The sequence below is a fragment of the Sphingobacterium sp. HJSM2_6 genome, assembly GCF_049316305.1.
GTDB lineage: Bacteria > Bacteroidota > Bacteroidia > Sphingobacteriales > Sphingobacteriaceae > Sphingobacterium.
This window is the reverse complement of record NZ_JBMOXB010000017.1, coordinates 73,533-93,826: the sequence shown is the minus strand read 5'-3', so window position 1 is coordinate 93,826 and position 20,294 is coordinate 73,533. Positions and strand designations below refer to the sequence as shown.

The window sequence follows — 20,294 nt, the reverse complement described above, 5'->3', positions numbered from 1 at the left end:
TCACTTTATTTATAATTTAAATTAACAAGTAGAAAATCCTTTACAAATAAAATTAATGAAAGGTATAATAGGCTGACTAAATTAATTCTTTCGATAATAATTAGCACATTTGTTTCGATTTCTAAGATGACATGCTTATATCAGCAAGGAAATTGAATAGAACACACGCTATTATTAAATTTCGTATGAAAAAGAAAAATGTATATAGATCTCCAAAATTGGAAGTTTATAAAATACAATTAGAACAAGGAATTGCTGTAGGTTCAGCAAAGGTACGTCCACGGAACTCGGATGGTAACATTTATGAAGAATGGGACGTGGAAGAAGAAACCAGAAATATTGACTTTTAGAACTAAAAATAATCTAAAAAAATGAACAAACTAACTATGAAATTAAATAAGCTAACTTATTTCTTTTCACTATTAACCCTAATAGGTATTTTATTTAGTGGATGTGAAAAATCCCTAGATAGCCAACGCAGTGTTGGAGGAGCATCCATAAGTGTTAAAGATGTCTTTTTTGAAGAGGACAACACAGATATGGATCCTAATAGTTCAAACGATGAGTTTGGTTATAAAAGTCAATCTAAAAAATTAGGATTAATTGCTTTTAGCCATGGCCGAAACATCGAAGTAACATTAGAAAGCAATGAGCCTGATCCAGAAGCTCCTAGAAAAGTATTCGCTTCAAATCGTAATGGTTCTAATAATCAAAAAGCGGTAATAGAGCAAAATTTATTACCCAGAAATGTCAGATACCATTTACTTGTCTATAATGAAGATGGGGAGTACGAAGATGAAAGGATCTTGAACTATAGAGAGAATGATAATAATACAGAATTTGTTTTAGACGGAGGTGTGGAATACACATTTATTGCAGTATCTATTGGTAAAAGTAGAAGCCTTCCTACAATTGCAGGTAAAAATCACTTAAACACGGTGAAAGTAGTTGATTGTGAAGATGATTTGATGGTTTTTAGAAAGAAAATTAAGTTAAACGAGGGCACTAATTTCTTAGACATCGTGTTAAAGCATCGCTTTAGTGCGCTGATTACGAAACTTTCTATTGATCCTAATACGACTGGAAGACTAACAGTACTTAATAATGTAAAAGCTGAACCAGGGGTTAAAAGTGCTTCCATGAATTTGGGTACTGATAATCAAGAAATAACTTATAGTAGCGATAATTCAACGAACAGCTACTTAACATTTCCATCTGTAGGTTCAGGAGTACGTTCAATTACAAGTTCACAAAAATTAATAATCAATCCTTTAACGAATACTGGTACATTAACGTTTGGCAAAATAACTATAGATGGTGATACTAAAACTAACTTAGTAATCTCTGATATTAAGATTAGACCAGGAGTTAAATATAAATTACATCTTAATTTCAGAACCTGTACTCAAGATGTAACTGGAGCTAGTGGTTTAGATTGGCATTATCCTGAAGTAACAAATTCTCAAAATAAAGTCGGTATTTACGTTAATAATGTTTTCTATGAAAACGGTTCTACCATAAGTCAAATGATTCAAGCGCCTAGTGCAGATTACGGATTTGTTTTTGATATTACCGAATTGGATAACACATTCAATATGGAATTGGGAAATGTAAAATTAGCAACTAGAGAAGTTCAATTCCAAAGTAATGCTATGACTTCTCAAAATATAAGATTCGAAGACGGAAGTTATTACGAAGGAAAAGATGTAGAAACGAATGAAACAATTCCTGCGGTATATAATATGGTTGGAACTCTTGAAAGACCTGTAGTCAAAGTTGTTATTAGTAGAACTGGTGAAGTTGAAATGTGGGGAAGTAAAAAGTCTGGTGGAAAATTATATCCTTTGGTATTATATAATAACACTTCATTTAATAAATTCACTTGGAACAGAACTGGAGCAAATGATGTTAAAATAACTCAAGTAATTGACGGAAGAACAATTGTGAAGGGCTTTGGTTCAGGTAAAAGGAAAATTGCTTGCCCAAATTAAGAAAGCATAATATATTGATTATTTATTTAATTATCCCTGAAGGTGACTATCTCCATAGTCACCTTTTTTTTGGTCAAAATTTATGTAATGCTAAAAATATCTCATTGCATCATTTCCTTTATTAAATCATATTTGACTTCCCAAACATCTTGCCTAGCTTTCAATAGATCAGAATTGGAACGTTGAAAGTCCGAAACTAATATGCGCCCAGCAGTTAATTTAATATATTGTTCTTTTTCTAAAGTGATTGCAAGTTCTTCAATTTTCAATAGACCTAACAATCGTTTTTTGAGGTTCAAAAGTTTAATTTGTTTGATGCTCAAATCATTTCGCTCATTCATCGCCAACTCTTGAAGCTGATAATCGACCAATTGTTCTTGTAATGCCACCTTTTTAAAAGCTACTCCTTGACTAAAATAAGCGGAGATGGGGACTTTAATTGATAAATTAATGAAACTACTTCCATACCAAGCATCTTTAGCGACTAAATTTAAATCATTACTAAAAAATTGTTGACCATAAAACCCATTCATACTCAAAGTTGGTAACAATTGGCGACGAATATCCAAATTTTGATTCAATACAATCTTCTTATCCGTTTCTAATAATTGAACATCATACGAATTCAAGACCTGCTGTTCAATATACTTTTCTATTTCAGTCATATCCGAACTAAGAAATTGAATAGGATCTAAATTTGCATATTTATTCAATTCAACATTAGCTTCCTGCAAGACTGCCCAAGCCTCATGTCGCATAATTATTTTTCGTTCTAATTCTTGTTGTGCAGTAATGTATTCTGGGTTACCTACACGACCTTCTTGATGTCTCGTTTGAATTGTATTTAAAATTTTCGCATAATTACTAGAATCCGAAATTGCAATATGATATTGTTCTGTTGCCAACACAACTGAAGCATACGCTAAGATGGCTTCTTTTTGCCATTTGACCTCTTCACTAGCTAATTCCAATTCAGCCTTCTCCGTATTTAATACTAGTTCATTTTGCTTACTTTTTGTCGAAGGATTAAATAGTTCCCATTCCAATTGTATACCGGCCCTGGCATTCCATTTAGTTGCAAATTTTAATGGAAGGATCGCTCCATCTTGAGCATTTGGATCAAAGGCAATAGCCGGAACTGGGGTTGTAGGGATAATGATATTCCGTTGCATATTCGCATCTGCATAAACAACTGGTAGTCTATCTAAATTTAATAGCTTACGCTCATACTGTTGATTGACCAGCTTTTGACCATATTGCTTCAATAAAAAACTTTCCTTCTTTTTCAATATTAATTCTTGTACACTAAGCGATTGCCCTAATACCAAAACAGGAAAAAATCCAAGAATGATTACAAATCTCTTTTTCATATTAAAATACAGATGCTGGTTCAAGTTTAGTGATTTTTCGTACGGCAAAAAGGGATCCTCCTATTGAAATTAACATCGTAATGAATAATAAAAAGAAAGCAAAAGGGAAGGATATTTCTATTATTAATCCACTATTTGCAACCCCCATTTTAAAGCCATAAATCAATGCCATAGCGATGATGTATCCTATAAAAGCATATAAAAATGCTTGTGCTATAATTAATCGATTCACATAGCTTTTCTTGGCACCAATCGCTTTTAAGGTTCCATAATCTTTAATCCGATCTAGCGCAGAGGAATATAGCGTTAGGCCAATAATAAAGAAACCTGATATCATGGCAAATATGACTAAAGTTCCAAAACTCATTCCCATGTTTGAAGTTATTAAGATTTCCTTGACCGTTGAATTTTTTAATTTTACAGGATCCCAAGCCTTAAGATTTGGAAATAGCTGTTGCAATTTTTCCTGCATAGCTACTTTATCTTGCCCTTCTGTCAATCGAACTAGGATTAAATTGATTTCAGTAGGAGAAACGCCACTAAAATATCGCGCATTTTCCATACTGGTATACATTAAACTCGCACCAAAAGCCTGCGCTCCCTTAGTGATCAAACCAATTTTTGCTTGTTTTCCATTGATTTCAATCGCTTTTCCTATCGTTAATTCAGTTTCCCAGGTTTTGCTATTAAAAAATTCAGCAGATACTTGTAAGGGTTGACCTAAATCTATTAAACGACCACTTGAAATACGTTCTGCTGAAGGACCCATAATAAATCCTGGAGCATCTGTACCCACTAAGGTGACCGCAGCAGTTTTCCCGTTATGAAAAGTAGCTTGTGCTGTTGCTAGTAAAACTGGAATCGTCTTTTCCACATGAGGTATGCTTGCAATTTCTTGCACCAAGCGACTATCTATTCGATTTATGGCATTTATGTTTTTACTTTGCGATTCAATCACCCAAAGATCTCGTTCCTGCAGGTCTGCATTGCCAACGAGATTACCCATTAAACCCATTAAGAAAAAAAGTAAGCCCAATTGCTGACCTATTAGAAATATACTGATCACAATGGCTGTAATAATTCCTATGCTCTTGGCTTTATCAAACTTTATAAATTTCCAGGCTATTCTGAGCATGTTATTTCAATTTAATCAAACATTCAACTTTGCTGTTTATCAGTAGGAGGGAAACATCCGCTATAGATATCTGGAGTTTACGTACTCTACGGTCTTGGGCTTCATTAGCCGTTTCATAAATTATTGATTAATCCGACAATGTAGGGCTCACATAAGTTATTTTTCCTTGGCCAATTTCTTCCTGCTGACCTAATTTCCTAAAAGATACTATTTGTCCAGCTTGTACACGATCTGAAAATAATTCATCCAATTCTGCCTCTATGATCAGTTTGTTTAAATTTCCATAGGTACCTATTGGATCAGCACTATTTATAAACTGACCTGGTTCAACGAATAACTCCGTCAATATGCCAGAATCAGTTACACTGACCAATAAATTATTAATTTGTTCTTTAGATTTCGCTATATTAATTTTTTGTTCTTCTTGTGATTTCCCTTGACTTGAAAGGAGTTTTTTCATGCTATTTACTTTTGCTTCCTGTTGCTTCCAATTACTGTAATCTAATTCGGTTACTTCCTTCGTCTCCGCTTGTTGATCATAAAGTAACTTGGAGGTTGCATATTTTTTACTAAGCTGATCTAGTACGACTTCTTCTCGGATCAAATCTTGTTTATTTTGTAATTGAAGATCCTCCATTTCTTGCAATTTAATTTGAGCTTGTTCCAAATCCAATTCATTCATGGTAGAACGGATTTGTAATACGCGAGTTCCTTGATTTAAGGTATCTCCCTCTTTCACAAATATTTTTTCAATTATTCCAGACCCTTCGGTAGTTATTTGTTGCCAACCCGCTGCTGGCAATACCTTTCCTATGGCTAGAAGGGTTTCTGGTTCAACTGCTGTTCTTTGAGCGGTTTGTTGCGCTGTATCCTTACGCTTAGACTCGTTTTTACAGCTTATGAAGCTGCTAAAACTCAGTAATATAATCAAAGCAGTTTTATTTATAATCTTCTTCATTGGATATATTATTAGAAACAATACCTTCTTCAACATAAATAATTTTGTCCGCATACTTTCGTAATCTTAAATCATGGGTTACAATAATGACAGCCTTTCCTTGCAGGGCTAGATTTTTAAGCTCTTCCATAATGACTCCTGCACTTTTGGCATCCAATGATGCCGTAGGTTCATCACATAATATCATAGTTGGATTCGTTACCAATGCTCTCGCAATTGCCACCCGTTGTTTTTGGCCGCCACTCAATTTTTTAGGCAAATTTCCTACACGATCTTGCAGACCTACTGCTTCCAAAGCTGTTAGGGCACGCTCTTTAGCTCGTGCTGCTGTTTCGCCTTGAAGTAATAAAGGCTGCATGACATTTTCCAATGCCGTTAAAGGTTCAATCAAATTGAATTGTTGAAAGACAAATCCTATCTCACGCAATCGGATTTCCGACAACTCATCTTCACTGAGTTTGGTTACATTCTTTTTATTATAAAAAACCTCTCCAAGAGTAGGGTATATGACACAGCCCACAATAGATAACAGGGTGGTCTTCCCTGAACCTGAAGGTCCCATGATTAAGGTCAATTGATTTGACTCAAGCGTTAAATCAGTAGAAGCCAATGCTGTAATCACATTATCTCCGGTTTGATATGTTTTCTGTACAGATTCTAAACGAACTATAGATGTAGGCATAACGTAAATATCTATATTTATATTAACAAACAAGGATTAAAAATTGTTAGTCTAAATGGAAAATTTCCACTTTCCATTCATTTATTACCAATTGTTGAATGGCAATAATAAACCGATTAGCTAGTGAAAACAATATTAGTTTAGGGTTTAGAAATAAATGGAAAATAGAATCAAACAAAAGCTATTCCATAGCCAACACAGGAAAGGCTCATTATAATAATAAAAAACCCATGCCCAGAGTGATAGGATACTCTCGACATGGGATAAACAATAGAATTAAGAGATTAGGAAAGAATAGGAATAAATTCTATGTTTTGTTTATATAGGTTAATATAGATTAGTTTGTTAAAAATTGAGCTAAGACCTCATGCAATTTTTCATCACGCAAATTTTCAGCGACTATTTTTCCATTAGGATCTATCAAATAATTAGTAGGAACTCCTCGAACGCCATATAATACAGCTGCCTCATTTCTCCACCCTTTCAAATCTGCTACATGGATCCAAGGTAAATCATCATCTTTAATCGCTTTCAACCATGCTTCTCGTCCATTTTTATCATCTATGGATACAGCCAGTACTTCCAATCCTTTACTTTTAAATTGTTCATAAGCCTTCTTCAGGTTAGGGTTTTCGGCACGACAAGGACCACACCAACTTGCCCAAAAATCTAATAATAGATATTTACCCTTAAAATCAGCCAATTGTATAAGTTTTCCATGTTGATCAGGTTGTGAAAAATTAGGCGCTTCGTTTCCTATTTTGATATTTTTAGCGGCAAGTAAACGAGATTCCAATTCTTTACCATTGATGGTTTCTCGATTATTTTTACTCAAATTCAAATAAGCAGGTTCTATAGCTAAAATTCCTCTTTTATTGGATACTTCAACTAATCCTTCTACAGAAAAAAATGAAGAAGGATTTTCTAGCGCATATTGCAGTTGTTTTTCATTTCGAGTATCAAACTTCTTGTCAAAACTAGTTTTAATAGTTTTATACTGATTTTCTTTATCTACGGCATCGGTAGGTACAGCGGCAAATGTAGCATTGGCCTCATCAATGATTTGCATAAAATCACCACCAATATAATTCAAATATGCCTGATAGTTTTTATGAAATTCTTCGCCCTTTATTTGCACATTATTTAAAGAGTCTTTTATTTTAAACTCATAATTTTCATTCGCGATATAGAAATATATCCGATCTCCATTATATTGAACCTGTAGTTTTCCTTTATTATCATGGTCTAAGGCCATACGCACATAATTAGGCTCATTTACATGCCCCTTAAAATGGAATTTTCCTTTAGTTATTACTACGGAATCTGCATATGGGAACCCATCTTTTGCATAATCCATATAAATTTTCTTGCCCTCCATACTCTTTGGAGCTTTGCCTTCAATTTTGAAACCTTGGTTTTGTGCTACGGTAAATGCCGGCACTAACAGGCCTAATAACAGTGATTTATATAGTTTATTCATCTTTTTTAAATTTTAATATTATCTCCAAGTCATATCAACTGGATTCCCAGGTATGCCTTCAATTTTTTTAATTAATCCTCCATTATGTCCTGTTTCAATATTACAGTAATAGATACTAGATTCGGTACCGACAATTAAGCTGTTTTCATCATCTGCTAATTTGATCATGCTGATCGGTTTAGTAAATGCCGTTTCAAGTTCTATTAAAGTCTCATTGATAGGATTGTATCGATATACTTTATTTTCTGCAGCCAGATATATATTTCCAGTACGTGTTGCAAGCATTTTAGGTTGCTTTTTGATCAGGTCTTGATTAAGAAACTTCCGTTTATGCAACGGAGTAAACATAAATGGTCCATTGAAATTATAGGTAAATTTCAATTCATAAATAGTTCCATCGGCTTCTTTACAATAAGCATACGTATCCGCGCTATTAACTTGAACCATATCCAATAAATCCATTTGAAGATTTGTGGGATCAAAAAGTGCTGTAGATGTTACGGCATATTGGGTTCCAAAATACATCGGAGTACCATATACATTAAACCTTAAAAATTGTCTTTTATTTTTTTCATAAGCTAAAAAGGTTACGGAATTATTAATATCAGCTAAGATCATTTTTGGCCCTAATTCATAATCACCATCCGCAAATGAGCCAAACATCCCATAAGTACCTGCTTGATCCCAAGTATTGGTTGTTCCACCATAGAATTTACCATTAATATTGCCCATTAATACGCCCTGTGGATGCTTCATTAAACCTCCCACAGTAATGCTGGTTGGTGCAATAAAGAAATTATTGATTAAACTATTCGGTTTCAACTCATCCTGCTTTAAATTATTAACATCCAGTCGAATTGCATCGTTTTTACAAATGACCCAATAACCAAGGGGGGTATTTCCAGTAAATTTATTAGCTAGAAAATGAATGTTCATTGGCTGATCGGGTAATGATTTTAAATTTATAGCATCGTATATTCTCGCTTGTACTGATCCATCGGCTTTAATAAAGGATAATTCAGTTTTATTATGCTCTACACTTAAGACTAAGGAACCTTTAGAAAATTCAGTGACCCCTTGTATTTTAAAATCATAAAAATACTTCATCCCATTAGCCGTATTGGTTAAAGTCATTCTGGCCATATATTTTTTAGCCTGAAGACCAAAAAGTGTCCTCAAGGAATTTCCCGAATAAATGAATCGGTCTGGAGAAATTGTTTCAGGAACATAAATTTTCCACGAACATGAAATGTTTTTTGGATCTATATGTTCAAACTTAGGTTGTATAATTAAGCTGTCCCCAACCAATGCGGTATATAATGTATCCAAATTAACAACCTTAGGTTCTAAAGGCAAATCATAATCATAATTACCTTTATCTTTATAACATGCATTAATCAACGTAAAAACGATAAGACTAAGGAATGCTTTTATAAAATTATTTTTCACGTATTTTTTCATTTTATCTGACCTCCAATCCTAATTCATCAATAAAGAAATATTGTCCCGATTCTATATTCTTCCTTAATAACAAAGTCCTATTCGGATTATCTTGATGATAAAATTGATAGGTGGACCCTTGATCATTAGTCCTTAGTTCATATCCTTTGTCCGCATTTGCATTAACCCATAGAAATGGATTTCTTAACATGATATTTAATAAATCAACAAAATATAGGTTTTTTGGAGCATCTAAACCGTTCATGGAAAGGTTAGTTTGGCCAGTGGTAATTAAGAACAATTGATGCTTTGCTCTCGAATAGGAACCAGCCCACATAGACCACCAGATGGGTTGTTCCAATCGGGCAGAGACTACTACTTTTGCGCTAATGATAGCTGGATTTTCGACACCAAAGTCTGGGCTACTAGTTAATTTTAAAACTAAAGAAACACTTTTGTCACTTAACTCTTCTACATTGTATACGATAATTGGCAAAAAAGTATTTCCTGAATCTGCTTGGATCAGATAATTTGCTTCCAAAGCTTTAAAATGTTTACCACTTACCGCGCTAGACTTAGCCTTATCAATTTCTACTTTAAATAAACGATCTTTTGACTCTCGGATACCTGCAATACTTACAGGTATCAATACCGTATCTACCGATTTTGTTAGGTCATAAGCAAAGGTATAGACAATACTATCTTTTTGGGATTCCTCCAAATTGAAATATATACTCGCAGGACTATCAAATAATAATTGATCGGCTTTTTGACAAGACATCAACAAGAAAAGAAGAATATATACACTTAGTATATGCTGGATGTTAATTTTTTTCATAATGTTAAATATCAAGTTTACCATAAATGATTTCATCGTCTGGAATGGGTAATATGAAAATATTGCTATTCGGTTGAATGACCATACCTTGCAATCCTTGAATGGATTTATTCAATCTTTTGTAGGCAAAGAACAATTGCCCTTCAGCAAATAAATCTTTACGGTACTCTTTCAATAATTCATTCAAAAACTCATCCTTACTACCAGAACTTAAGGGCTGTCCAATACCTCTACGCAAACGTACTTCATTCAGGTAGGAAAGTGCTAAGGCTGGATTGCTGGCATAGGTACATTCAGCGGCGATATAGTATAATTCGCTTAACTTAACGCCTGGTGCCATCAGGTAATGCAGGTTTGCAGCTTCTTCATCTGTTAAACTATTTCTTCTATATTTACCCACTTCAGATATATAGGAACTGCCATTACTTGCTGTTATAAACCATTGCATGTAGCGCATATCCGTAGCTCCATCTCCGGCAACATTATAAATAATCTTACTATCGGTTTGATCAAGATACATACCACTTGTACCTGTATTAAACCAATTGGTATTTATACTATTGTTCAAATTGGGGATATACCATCCAAAAACTAATTCCTTATAAAGAATTCGATCTTTATTTTTCTCTTCCACGGCTAAAAAGTCAGTACTGTTTGTCCAAGGAAATTTCTTAGAATCGATGACTATTTTGGCATTTAATAATGCATTGGCCCAATCTCCTCGGTATAAATAAACCCTCGCTAACGAAGCACAGACTGCATAATAGTTAAGTCGATGTCTGCGATTTTGCAAGAACAAACTCGTATGGATATTCTCGGTGTTTTGTAACGTATCCGTTTGTTGCGGATACCCGACTACATAATCTTTTTTGATAATCGGATCGTTGATTAAAAGCGTCTTTGCATATTCAAAGTCTTTAATAATCGAATCCAAAACAGCTGTGACTGTTCCAAATTTGCTGGACAAATTAGAATACTTGGTGACATAGGGAATCGCTTCTGCAAATGATCCTTGTGCAAAAGATGGTGCAAATAAGCGCAAAACATCAAAATGTAAATAAGCTCTTAAGGCAAAAGCCTCACCCTTTATGATATTAAAATTATCTCCTACAAAAAGATTTTTTTGTTCATCGATATGTGCTATGATCAGATTACTGTTGACAATGCCATGGTATAACCCTTTCCATAGGCCATCTTTGCGACTTATAAAATAGGGATCATTATATTTAAACTCTTTGGTTGCCTGATAACGCATAGGATCATAATTTGCTATGCTATAGTTTTGGGCTAAAACCTCCGGTGTTCCCATCGTTAATTCTTTACCATATAAATCAGCTTTGGCACAACGGGTGTAAATTCCTATCAAGGCTTCTTTAAAACCATCCTCGGTTGAAAATAAATCTGATTTATCAATTTCTGTTTCTGGTTGAACATCCAACCATTTTGAACAAGAGTTGAAAAGTAATACGGAAAATAGAAGGTATATATTTAATAATTTTCTCATGTCTTTCAGTTTAATGTTGGTTAGAATGCTGCTTGAAGCGTAAAGTTCACCGTACGTGCGTATGGATAATAAATCCCACGTTCTTGTTGTATGGAAGACCATCGTAATAAATCATTGGTTGTTAAACCCAAACGTAGATTTGACAAAGCCAATTTTTTAGCAAATTCTTGCTTCGCTTCATAGGATATAAACAGCGAATTCATTGCAAATAAATTATCTTCCATGATGAAGCGCGAAGACACACGGGTTTGACCTAAGTCTTGTATACTTTTATAAAAGGTACGGTCTCCAGGTTGTTTCCACTTTTCTTCTAATACTCGACGGTCTACATTATACCGAGGGTCAGCATTTTCAACACGATCTACCAGTGTTTGATTATAAATTTGACCTCCTAAACGTAGTTGAAAATAAGCGACTGCCGTAAACTGCTTGTACCGGATAGTGGCCCCAATGGATCCTTCTAATTTTGGGGTAGCAACGGCTACAACAGTGATATCATTGGCATGCCAATCATAAGTCTGTTCTCCATCCATATTGACATAAATTTCTTTACCATTTTCAGGATCTATACCTAAGGAGGGAACTGCATAAATGGCATCAATAGATTGCCCTTCCTTATACCGAAGTAATGGTACGCCCATTAGGTTTTCCTCATTTTGCGCATCATTAACCCGATCATTATAGTTTTTTAAGGCATTGGATATCTTTACAATTTTATTTTCATTTCTGGCAAGGTTGGTCATTAAACTGAATGTCCAATCTTTCGTTTTAACTGGAATGATATTTATATTCATTTCAATTCCTTTGTTTTCCATATCGCCTAAATTGGCTTTATAATTAACAAATCCTGTAGAAGGAGCCAAGTTAATGTCAGCTAAGATATCTTTGGTTAATTTATGATAATACCTAGAAGTTACATAAACACGATCATTCCATAAACCGATATCAAAACCTGCATCAATCGTTCTTGATTTTTGCCAACTTAAATTATCATTTCCATAATTATTAACTACGGTTCCAATACCCGATGAATACCAGTTATCTTGATCGTAAGAATAAGTAGTTCTGGACATATAAGGAGAAAATTGAACGGATCCAACCATACCAATCGTGCCACGTAAACGTAATATGGAAACTACATCATTTTTAAACCAATTTTCCTCATGCATATTCCATCCAATACCTGTAGACCAGAAAGGCGCAACACGATTATTTGATCCAAATTTAGAGGATCCATCTGCCCGGCCAGTAATATCAAATAAATACTTACTATCATAAGAATAATTTGCACTTAAAAATGCGCCAATCAGCCTTGTTTCACTTTTATAGCTATAGGGTTTGGCATGTTCCCCATATCCTTTAGCAAAACCTATACTCGAAAAGCGATCATTGGCGAAACCATAGGCTGTAAAGGACTTGTAATCATATGCTTCACTTCGAATATTTGCACCGGTAACGACATTAAATTGATGTTTATCAATTGATTTCACCCAATTTAAACGGATATTACCATCTAAATTTAAATTGTTATTATGGTCACTTGTATAACTACCTTTTTCATCAGTTCGTGTGGTCGGGTAGTAAAAGAATTCATTAGATTTTGGGGATAAAAAGGCATCATTAAAACCAAAGGTTTTTAATAAACTTAATTGACCACGCAAGCGTAATCCATACCCGAGATCAAAATCTCCAGAGAAATTATTCATTATCTCGGTATATTTCTCTTGATTAAAATTACTCAGTGTAGCATTGTATACAGGATTTAAGACCGATGTAAAGGAACTTGCTCCCGAACTTGCGACTCTGGTCCAAATATCTGCCTCTTGAATAATATTTCCATTGTCATCCGTCATTCGGTAATAGGGATTCATTCTTGCATAGGAATCAAATCCCCCATAGGGAGATTCTGTACCATTTACCATCGTAACAGATAACTCATTTTGAAAACGTAGTTTGTTTTTCAAATTATAATTTAAATTCACACCTCCAGAATATTGATTTCTGGCAGATCCTTTCATCACGCCTGGACGTGTTTGGTACCTTAAGTCTACACCGTAACGGAACGTGGAAGCTCCGCCTTCAAGATAAAAAGCATGTTTTTGTCCTACGGCTGTTCTTAAGGGTTGAGATAACCAATAGGTGTCTACGCCACCAATTACATTCGCATATTTTTGATAATATAGTTCATCTAATTGATCTTGAGATGTCATTTGTTTTTCTGTATCGTATAAGCCAGCCAATCGTTCATATTCCAATTTTTCAGATGCATTTAATAAGTCATAATCAGACAAATCTGGCGCATTGATATTGGTTTCATGATTATAGGTTAATCGCAATTGACCTTCTTTCGGAGCTTTAGTGGTAATCACCATTACGCCATTAGCCGCACGAGACCCATAAATAGCGGTTGCTGCAGCATCTTTTAACAAGGTTACTGTTTCAATCCGCGTCATATCCAAATCCAATATCTTATTAACACCTACTTCATAGCCATCTAATATAAATGCAGGCATATTGGTAATGCTATTGATATTGTCCCTCCTTAATACTTCATTATTTCCAGACGGTAGGGCAGAGGCTCCACGAACGGTAATATTCGGCAATTTATTCGGGTCTGAACCACTTAAATTATTATCCATTAATCGAAAAGAAGGATCGAACACCTGAACAGCTTGCAATAAGTTTTGAGGGTTTACTTGTCGTAATTCTTCCCCAGTTTTTGTAAGCGCAGTTCCAGTAAAGGAATTTTTATTTATGGTTTGATATCCTGTTACTATGACCTCATCCACTTCCTTAGATTCCTCTGTCATTTCAATTTGGTATTGAAAAACACCTTCTTTAAGTATATACAGCAAGGTTTTATAGCCCAACATCTTTATTTCTATGGTTTTATTCACTGGCATCTCCTTCAAACTGATCTTCCCCTGTTGATCAGCTATTCCAATATCTATTTGATTACTTGAAATAGTTGCACCACTTAATGCGATTTTACCTTTACCAAAAATGCTGATTACAATTTCTTGTTGTTGCGCCTCTTCAAGCTCAAGAGGAACTGCTTGATTCGCCTGACTTTTATTTCTAACTAACACAATGGTCCGATCGACCATCTTATAGCTAAGGGGCTGTTTATCGAAAATTGTCTTTAAAAATGTTTCTAAAGGCATCTTGTTTGCCTTTACCGTAATGGGCAAGCTCCCATTTAATAAATTTTTGGTTCCTAAAACTTCATATTGCGTTTGATTTTTAACTACCTGCAGAACTTTCTCTAATGATTCTTGTTTTGAGGTATAGGTAATCGATTGGGAATACGATGCATAACTTAATTGAAGAAATGCAAAAAAATACAAAAATGCACTAAGTTTAATCACTCTTAATAAGTAAATTATATTCATTAATTTTGTTATGGTTTGGTAATGGTTATTATTCTATCATCACTTAGTAATCCAGTATGCTGAATCATTTTATGTAGGGAGGTGTTACGAGCACCTTTCTACATTATTAGGTTAATAAATGGCTAGTTAAGTCCTCCTTTCTTATTTTTTATCCTTTGAATTTCTAATAATTAGTTTTCTATCATTGGTCAATTGATATTCGATATGATCATCTGCTAGTAAATCCAAAATTGTTGATAGTTTACAATCTCGGAATGTGCCGCCAAAGAATTCTATGTTTGGTATATCGCCTTCATAAACCACGTCTACATTATACCATCTGGATAAATCCTTCATTACATCTTTTAATTTTTTTCCATCAAAATTAAATTTCCCATGTATCCATGCTACTTCTTGGTTGCTGTCAACAAATTCTTTCCTTATTCGTTGATAGGATATTATCCCTTGTTCTCCAGCCGTTAAATTTATATCAGCGGTGTTTTTAGCAAATTTTGGACTGATTCTTACTTTTCCTCGAACTAAAGTGGTTTTTGTAAATGGACTGTCTTCGTAGGCATTGACGTTGAATGATGTTCCTAAAACACGGATTTCTTGTTCTTTACTTTTTACAATAAATGGTTTATTGATATTTTCAACTACATCAAAATAAGCCTCTCCAGTAATTGTGACTACCCGCTCATTTGCATCAAACTTCAAAGGATAACTGATGGAACTGGAAGCATTTAATTGAACTTGCGTACCATCTGCTAAAATTAATTTATAATATCCTCCTCTTGGTGTTTCGATACTGGCATAAGTAACATGTTCTGTTTCCGTTAGTTTACGGCCATTTCCATAGCGAATATCATTTTCAGAAATGGAAATTTGCCCCTGGTTTTCATCCAATTCAAGCACACTTCCATCGGACAATTTTAAAATGGCTTTATTTCCTGCAGGATCGTAATCCCGTTGAACCTGCTGATTTTCCTCTAATAGTTGATGCGCTAAATTGCTGTTTTTAATTAGGTACCAGGTTCCTAATCCTACGACTAATACAGCGGCAGCATAGGCCAGCATCTTTTTTATAGAAAATATCTTAGGCTTTGAAGGTGCTGAAGGTTGAGAAAATCCAAGAGAGGTGGAGAGATCTTTCCAGGACTCTTCGGAATCTATTTTATTTAATTGCTGATAACGCTTATGCTGTAAACTGGCTTCTGTACAGCGAAGATAGGTTGCCAGATTTGCTTCTGACTGGTTTTTCCAATCATCTAACTGTTCGCGTTCCTCCGGTCTGATAACACCTTGGATTTCTTTCACGATCAGCTTACTTATTTGAATGGATGTCACCTCTTTTTTGTGCATATCTTTTGCGGTTTAATAATAGTACCGCAGTAAATCCAAATAGTACTAATCAAATTCTATTTTTTTTTAAAAATTTTATCATTTAGCCTGTAAATACGGTATTAATTCCAGGTATTATTTTAAATAAGCACTTAAAAATGCCATGCTTAGGTGATTTAACAAAATATAGAAAGACAAAAGTTCAGGAAAAATAGAAAAGAAACTAAAGCATCAAGAATACCAGGTTGGATCAAATAAATAAAACTAATTAGCCGTCCGAATTCAAATTATTGCGGTAAAAATTTTATAATAAAATATCCTGTGGTCAATAATTGAAATGTTTGCAGATTTAATTGTTTTCTCAATAAATTCAAGGCCCTAAGTTTATGATTTTTAACTGTTTGCACACTTAAATTCATTAAATCGGCTACCTCTTGATTACTTTTACCCTCTAAATAAGTAGAGATAATAATCTTTCGAGCCTGTGTTGGTAATTGCTGAATTGCTTGATATAAAGATCCAAATACTTCAGATTCTATCATAAAATCTAAATGATTGATCTCTACTTTATCTTGATCATATAAGAAAATCTCTTCTCTTTTGATGCTTCTTGAATTTTTTTCCCGATAATTAAGCCCTACATGTTTTGTGGCTTGATAGATGGAACTCTTTAAATGATCGATAGATTCAAATTCTTTTTTACCTTTCCAAATTTTAATAAACGCATCCTTGGCAATATCTTCCGCTTCTTTATCATCATTAGTAAACTGGAGCGCATATAGACAAATTCTTGGGTAATATTGATGAAAGATAAATTCAAAGGCATGTTCATCCGATTGCCTTAATTTGGCGATTAATTCCTTTGAATCAGCAAAATCAACCATAGATGGATTACCCATTTCAATACTGAAGGTAGCGTATAAAAAAAAATGTTTTTTAGGTAGTATTAACTATTTATTAAAAGTTAATAATGCAGTAAATATAAAAAAAAATAGAATTGTATTCGAATTTGTTAACATTTAATCGATACAACATTAATAATTTAAAAATTTCACCCGGAGCTAAGGCATGGATAATGGAATTCTATGGATTATTTAAATGCTACGAAAGAAGCAAAACATAGATTTTTGCTAAGGATATCGACCTCCTTAAAGCCAACTTTCTTTAATAAGTCCAATTGGTAAAGAAGCGGTCTTGGCGAATCCTCTTTTTCGATATAATCAAATACATGGTCTCGATAAGCTTCATCTTTTAAGTTAGTTAAAAATTGTCCGTACAATTCATCATACATATACTTTTGTAAGACCGAATTCGATTGCTGGATTAAATCAAAAATCCAAATACTACCTCCGGGTTTTAAACAACGATGTAATTTTTCGAATGCCAATTCCCAATCTTGATCATCTCGGAGATGATGCAATACGGCAGTAGCAATAATAACATCAAAATGATTATCGGCTAGCGGTATAGTTCTAAAATCTCCTTGAAGGCAGGTGGTTTTCCCGAGATTAATCTGATCTATGCGTTGTTTTGCTCGAATTAACATGGGCATGCTCAAGTCTAGTAAGGTAAAATCTATTGGATTAAGTTTTTCCAATAATTTAACATCATAATTACCTGCGCCACAGCCAATGTCTAAAACCGCTGAAACATCCGGCTGTACTTTGGAAATGGCCGTGCAAATCCATTCCATATTTAGGCTAGCGTCTATGCTGGTCGCTTGCCCAGTTTCTAAATTTGAAAAACGTTCTACATCCTGATCAAATCGTGCTTTGATCTCTTGGATGGTTGATTTATTTATCATATTTATAAAATTTAACGCTTAATTTTCAACAGTTTATTTTCAAAAATAACAAACAATTACAGTACTTTAAATCCTTAGCCAATTAATTAGCCTAAAAATGCCAGGATGATGCCCAAGCATTCCATGAGCAACATTCAAAATTGAAAAGGCTTGTACGTTCCAGTTGAAAACAGCATTTTTATACCAGATTATTATAAAATCTCAGATATGAAACTCTATACTATTGATACAGGTTTTTTTAAATTAGATGGTGGAGCTATGTTTGGTGTTGTTCCTAAAGCCATTTGGCATAAAACAAATCCTGCAGACGACCGTAACCTATGTACTTGGGCAACTCGATTATTATTAATGGAGGATGGTCAACGATTAACATTGATAGATACCGCTTTGGGAGATAAGCAAGATGCTAAATTTTTTGGTCATTATTTTATGCATGGTGATGCTAGCTTAGATTCATCCTTAGCAAGTCTTGGATTCCATCGGGATGATATTACGGATGTAATTTTAACACACTTGCACTTTGATCATTGTGGAGGAGCCATTAAACGAGAAGGGGAAAAATTGAGTCCAGCATTTAAAAACGCGCGATTTTGGTCCAATGAAACCCATTGGAATTGGGCAACTGTCAATCCCAATCCGCGTGAAAAGGCTTCTTTTCTTTCGGAAAATATATTACCTATCTATGAATCTGGGCAGTTACATTTTCTATCTGAAGATCAAAATCGCTTCGATTCCAACATGGAAATGCGGTTTGTTTATGGACATACGGAAGCCATGATGCTACCTCAAATAAATTATAAAGGTAAAACCATCCTATATATGGCTGATTTGTTGCCATCCGTAGGTCATATCCCTTTGCCATATGTCATGAGCTATGATGTAAGGCCATTAATAACGATGGATGAAAGGCAATCCTATTGGAAAGAGATTGTAGAACATGAATACATTCTTTTTCTTGAACATGATCCTGTGTTCGAATGTTGTACCTTACAAAATACAGAAAAAGGAATTCGATTAAAAGAAACATTTAAACTATCCGAACTATAAAAATACTGAAGGTATGTCCGTAGAATTAAAAAAACGATTTGATCGTATAGTTCATATTCTAATTCATTTGCAATCAAAAAAGGTAGTTCGAGCGCAAGAACTTGCCGATCGTTTTGAGGTCAGTTTACGGACCATATACCGAGATATCAAAAGCCTAGAGCAAGCAGGTGTTCCCCTCATTGGGGAAGCTGGAACAGGTTATAGCATAATGGATGGGTATAAGCTGCCTCCCGTATCATTTAGTAAAGAGGAAGCCTTAAGTTTTGTGGCCGCAGAGAAGATTGCCGAGAAATACTTAGATAAACAAACCTTACATAATTATGCTTCTGCCATGCTGAAAATGAAGGCTATCTTAAAAAGTAATGAGCAAGAAATGGTTAGCACGGTGCAGGAGCAGATTATCATGCGAAAACTCGAGGCTCCAGTATTTTTAGAACAAGTTCCTCAAGTCCTAAGCAGTGCATTGGCTGCTATTGCTCAACAAAAACAGCTTCATATCTTGTACCAAGGCGTGAAAGATAACCTCGCCATGGAAAGAACTATAGAGCCGGTGGGTATCGTCCATGAATTAGGCTATTGGTATATTGTAGCATACTGTATGCATAGAATGGACTATAGGCAATTTCGGAGTGACAGAATTCAACATATCTCAGCCAAGGATCAACTTTTTACCCAGAAACACCTTTCAATTGATCAAATCGTTAAAAAACAGCACCCAGCTCAAGCTCCTCGAATACGCGTAATCATTAGATGTTCTACACAATTTGCTCCATATATTCGATGGCAAAGAAATCATTATGGTTTTAAAGAAGAAATCCTAGTCCAAGATCAAGTAGAAATGCATTTCGAACCCTACGATATCGACCATGAATTTCCGCGTTGGCTCATGATGTTCGCCGACCAAATCGAAATCATTGAACCCATAGCAATAAAATTGTATATGCAATCTCTGATTATTGAAATGAAAAATAATCTGGATCTGTAAAACAGTGTTGATTTCATATTCTAGGTAGGTTTAACCCACTTCAACGATCATTATCAGGAACAAATTGAATATCTAAACTATTCTTTCGCTTCCATCTCAATTCTTGTTGACTAAACTCCACAGCTCAAAATTTACTTGTTCCAAAGAATTTTCAAGTACAGTATGCTAAGCTAGGTGAAACACGCTGCAAGTACCTAAAACATATCATTTAGGACTTTTCGAATTCCCTCCATTAACCTTTCAAAATATTATTTAATATGTCCAGATTTTCAAGCGAATATGCTTGCATATTCTACGGATATTGTTCGGAATTTTACGTTTAATTTCCGAAGGAGATCCGATGAAGAT

Annotated in this window: 16 protein-coding genes; 4 read left to right on the top strand and 12 right to left on the bottom strand. The window is 34.5% G+C overall.

Features of this window, described 5'->3' with window-relative positions; all coding sequences use genetic code 11:
* Window positions 1-185 precede the first annotated feature (185 nt).
* Together ACFRAE_RS14840 and ACFRAE_RS14835 are read left to right on the top strand one after the other, a co-directional pair.
* The gene (locus ACFRAE_RS14840; RefSeq protein ID WP_422797952.1) at window positions 186-350 is read left to right on the top strand and encodes a hypothetical protein; all 165 of its coding nucleotides are present in this window, start codon (window positions 186-188) and stop codon (window positions 348-350) included.
* Window positions 351-386: 36 nt separating this feature from the next.
* Window positions 387-1,991: a hypothetical protein gene (locus ACFRAE_RS14835; RefSeq protein ID WP_422797951.1), complete on the top strand. Its 1,605-nt coding sequence runs from the start codon at window positions 387-389 to the stop codon at window positions 1,989-1,991.
* Between the two features lie 101 nt (window positions 1,992-2,092).
* Here ACFRAE_RS14835 and ACFRAE_RS14830 read toward each other — a convergent pair whose 3' ends face one another.
* The 12 genes from ACFRAE_RS14830 to ACFRAE_RS14775 all read right to left on the bottom strand — a co-directional run bounded on the left by ACFRAE_RS14830 (window position 2,093) and on the right by ACFRAE_RS14775 (window position 17,914).
* On the bottom strand, window positions 2,093-3,361 hold the full coding sequence (locus ACFRAE_RS14830; protein WP_422797950.1) for a TolC family protein: 1,269 nt from the start codon (window positions 3,359-3,361) through the stop codon (window positions 2,093-2,095).
* A gap of 1 nt (window position 3,362) precedes the next feature.
* The gene (locus ACFRAE_RS14825) at window positions 3,363-4,496 is read right to left on the bottom strand and encodes an ABC transporter permease (RefSeq protein WP_422797949.1); all 1,134 of its coding nucleotides are present in this window, start codon (window positions 4,494-4,496) and stop codon (window positions 3,363-3,365) included.
* A 127-nt stretch (window positions 4,497-4,623) separates the two neighbouring features.
* Window positions 4,624-5,454, bottom strand: a complete 831-nt coding sequence (locus tag ACFRAE_RS14820) for an efflux RND transporter periplasmic adaptor subunit (protein WP_422797948.1) — start codon at window positions 5,452-5,454, stop codon at window positions 4,624-4,626.
* Window positions 5,435-6,136, bottom strand: a complete 702-nt coding sequence (locus ACFRAE_RS14815; protein ID WP_422797947.1) for an ABC transporter ATP-binding protein — start codon at window positions 6,134-6,136, stop codon at window positions 5,435-5,437. Before ACFRAE_RS14815 ends, ACFRAE_RS14820 begins: the two co-directional genes overlap by 20 nt.
* A 337-nt stretch (window positions 6,137-6,473) precedes the next feature.
* Window positions 6,474-7,616, bottom strand: a complete 1,143-nt coding sequence (locus ACFRAE_RS14810; protein ID WP_422797946.1) for a redoxin domain-containing protein — start codon at window positions 7,614-7,616, stop codon at window positions 6,474-6,476.
* An 18-nt stretch (window positions 7,617-7,634) separates the two neighbouring features.
* Window positions 7,635-9,065 (bottom strand): PKD-like family lipoprotein, encoded by a 1,431-nt coding sequence (locus tag ACFRAE_RS14805; RefSeq protein ID WP_422797945.1) that lies wholly within the window; start codon window positions 9,063-9,065, stop codon window positions 7,635-7,637.
* A gap of 13 nt (window positions 9,066-9,078) precedes the next feature.
* Window positions 9,079-9,894 (bottom strand): DUF4843 domain-containing protein, encoded by an 816-nt coding sequence (locus ACFRAE_RS14800; protein WP_422797944.1) that lies wholly within the window; start codon window positions 9,892-9,894, stop codon window positions 9,079-9,081.
* Between the two features lie 4 nt (window positions 9,895-9,898).
* Window positions 9,899-11,398 (bottom strand): RagB/SusD family nutrient uptake outer membrane protein, encoded by a 1,500-nt coding sequence (locus ACFRAE_RS14795; protein WP_422797943.1) that lies wholly within the window; start codon window positions 11,396-11,398, stop codon window positions 9,899-9,901.
* Between the two features lie 20 nt (window positions 11,399-11,418).
* Window positions 11,419-14,790, bottom strand: a complete 3,372-nt coding sequence (locus ACFRAE_RS14790; protein ID WP_422797942.1) for a SusC/RagA family TonB-linked outer membrane protein — start codon at window positions 14,788-14,790, stop codon at window positions 11,419-11,421.
* Between the two features lie 141 nt (window positions 14,791-14,931).
* Window positions 14,932-16,131 (bottom strand): FecR family protein, encoded by a 1,200-nt coding sequence (locus ACFRAE_RS14785; protein WP_422797941.1) that lies wholly within the window; start codon window positions 16,129-16,131, stop codon window positions 14,932-14,934.
* A gap of 266 nt (window positions 16,132-16,397) precedes the next feature.
* Window positions 16,398-17,009, bottom strand: coding sequence for an RNA polymerase sigma factor (locus ACFRAE_RS14780; RefSeq protein ID WP_422797940.1), 612 nt, complete (start codon window positions 17,007-17,009; stop codon window positions 16,398-16,400).
* 191 nt (window positions 17,010-17,200) lie between these two features.
* A complete protein-coding gene (locus ACFRAE_RS14775) occupies window positions 17,201-17,914 on the bottom strand; it encodes a class I SAM-dependent methyltransferase (protein WP_422797939.1) in 714 nt (237 codons plus the stop codon).
* 207 nt (window positions 17,915-18,121) lie between these two features.
* On the opposite strand from ACFRAE_RS14775, the gene ACFRAE_RS14770 reads away from it, so the two are divergent.
* Together ACFRAE_RS14770 and ACFRAE_RS14765 are read left to right on the top strand one after the other, a co-directional pair.
* A complete protein-coding gene (locus ACFRAE_RS14770) occupies window positions 18,122-18,961 on the top strand; it encodes an MBL fold metallo-hydrolase (protein ID WP_422797938.1) in 840 nt (279 codons plus the stop codon).
* A gap of 13 nt (window positions 18,962-18,974) precedes the next feature.
* Window positions 18,975-19,946, top strand: a complete 972-nt coding sequence (locus tag ACFRAE_RS14765; protein ID WP_422797937.1) for a helix-turn-helix transcriptional regulator — start codon at window positions 18,975-18,977, stop codon at window positions 19,944-19,946.
* Window positions 19,947-20,294 lie beyond the last annotated feature (348 nt).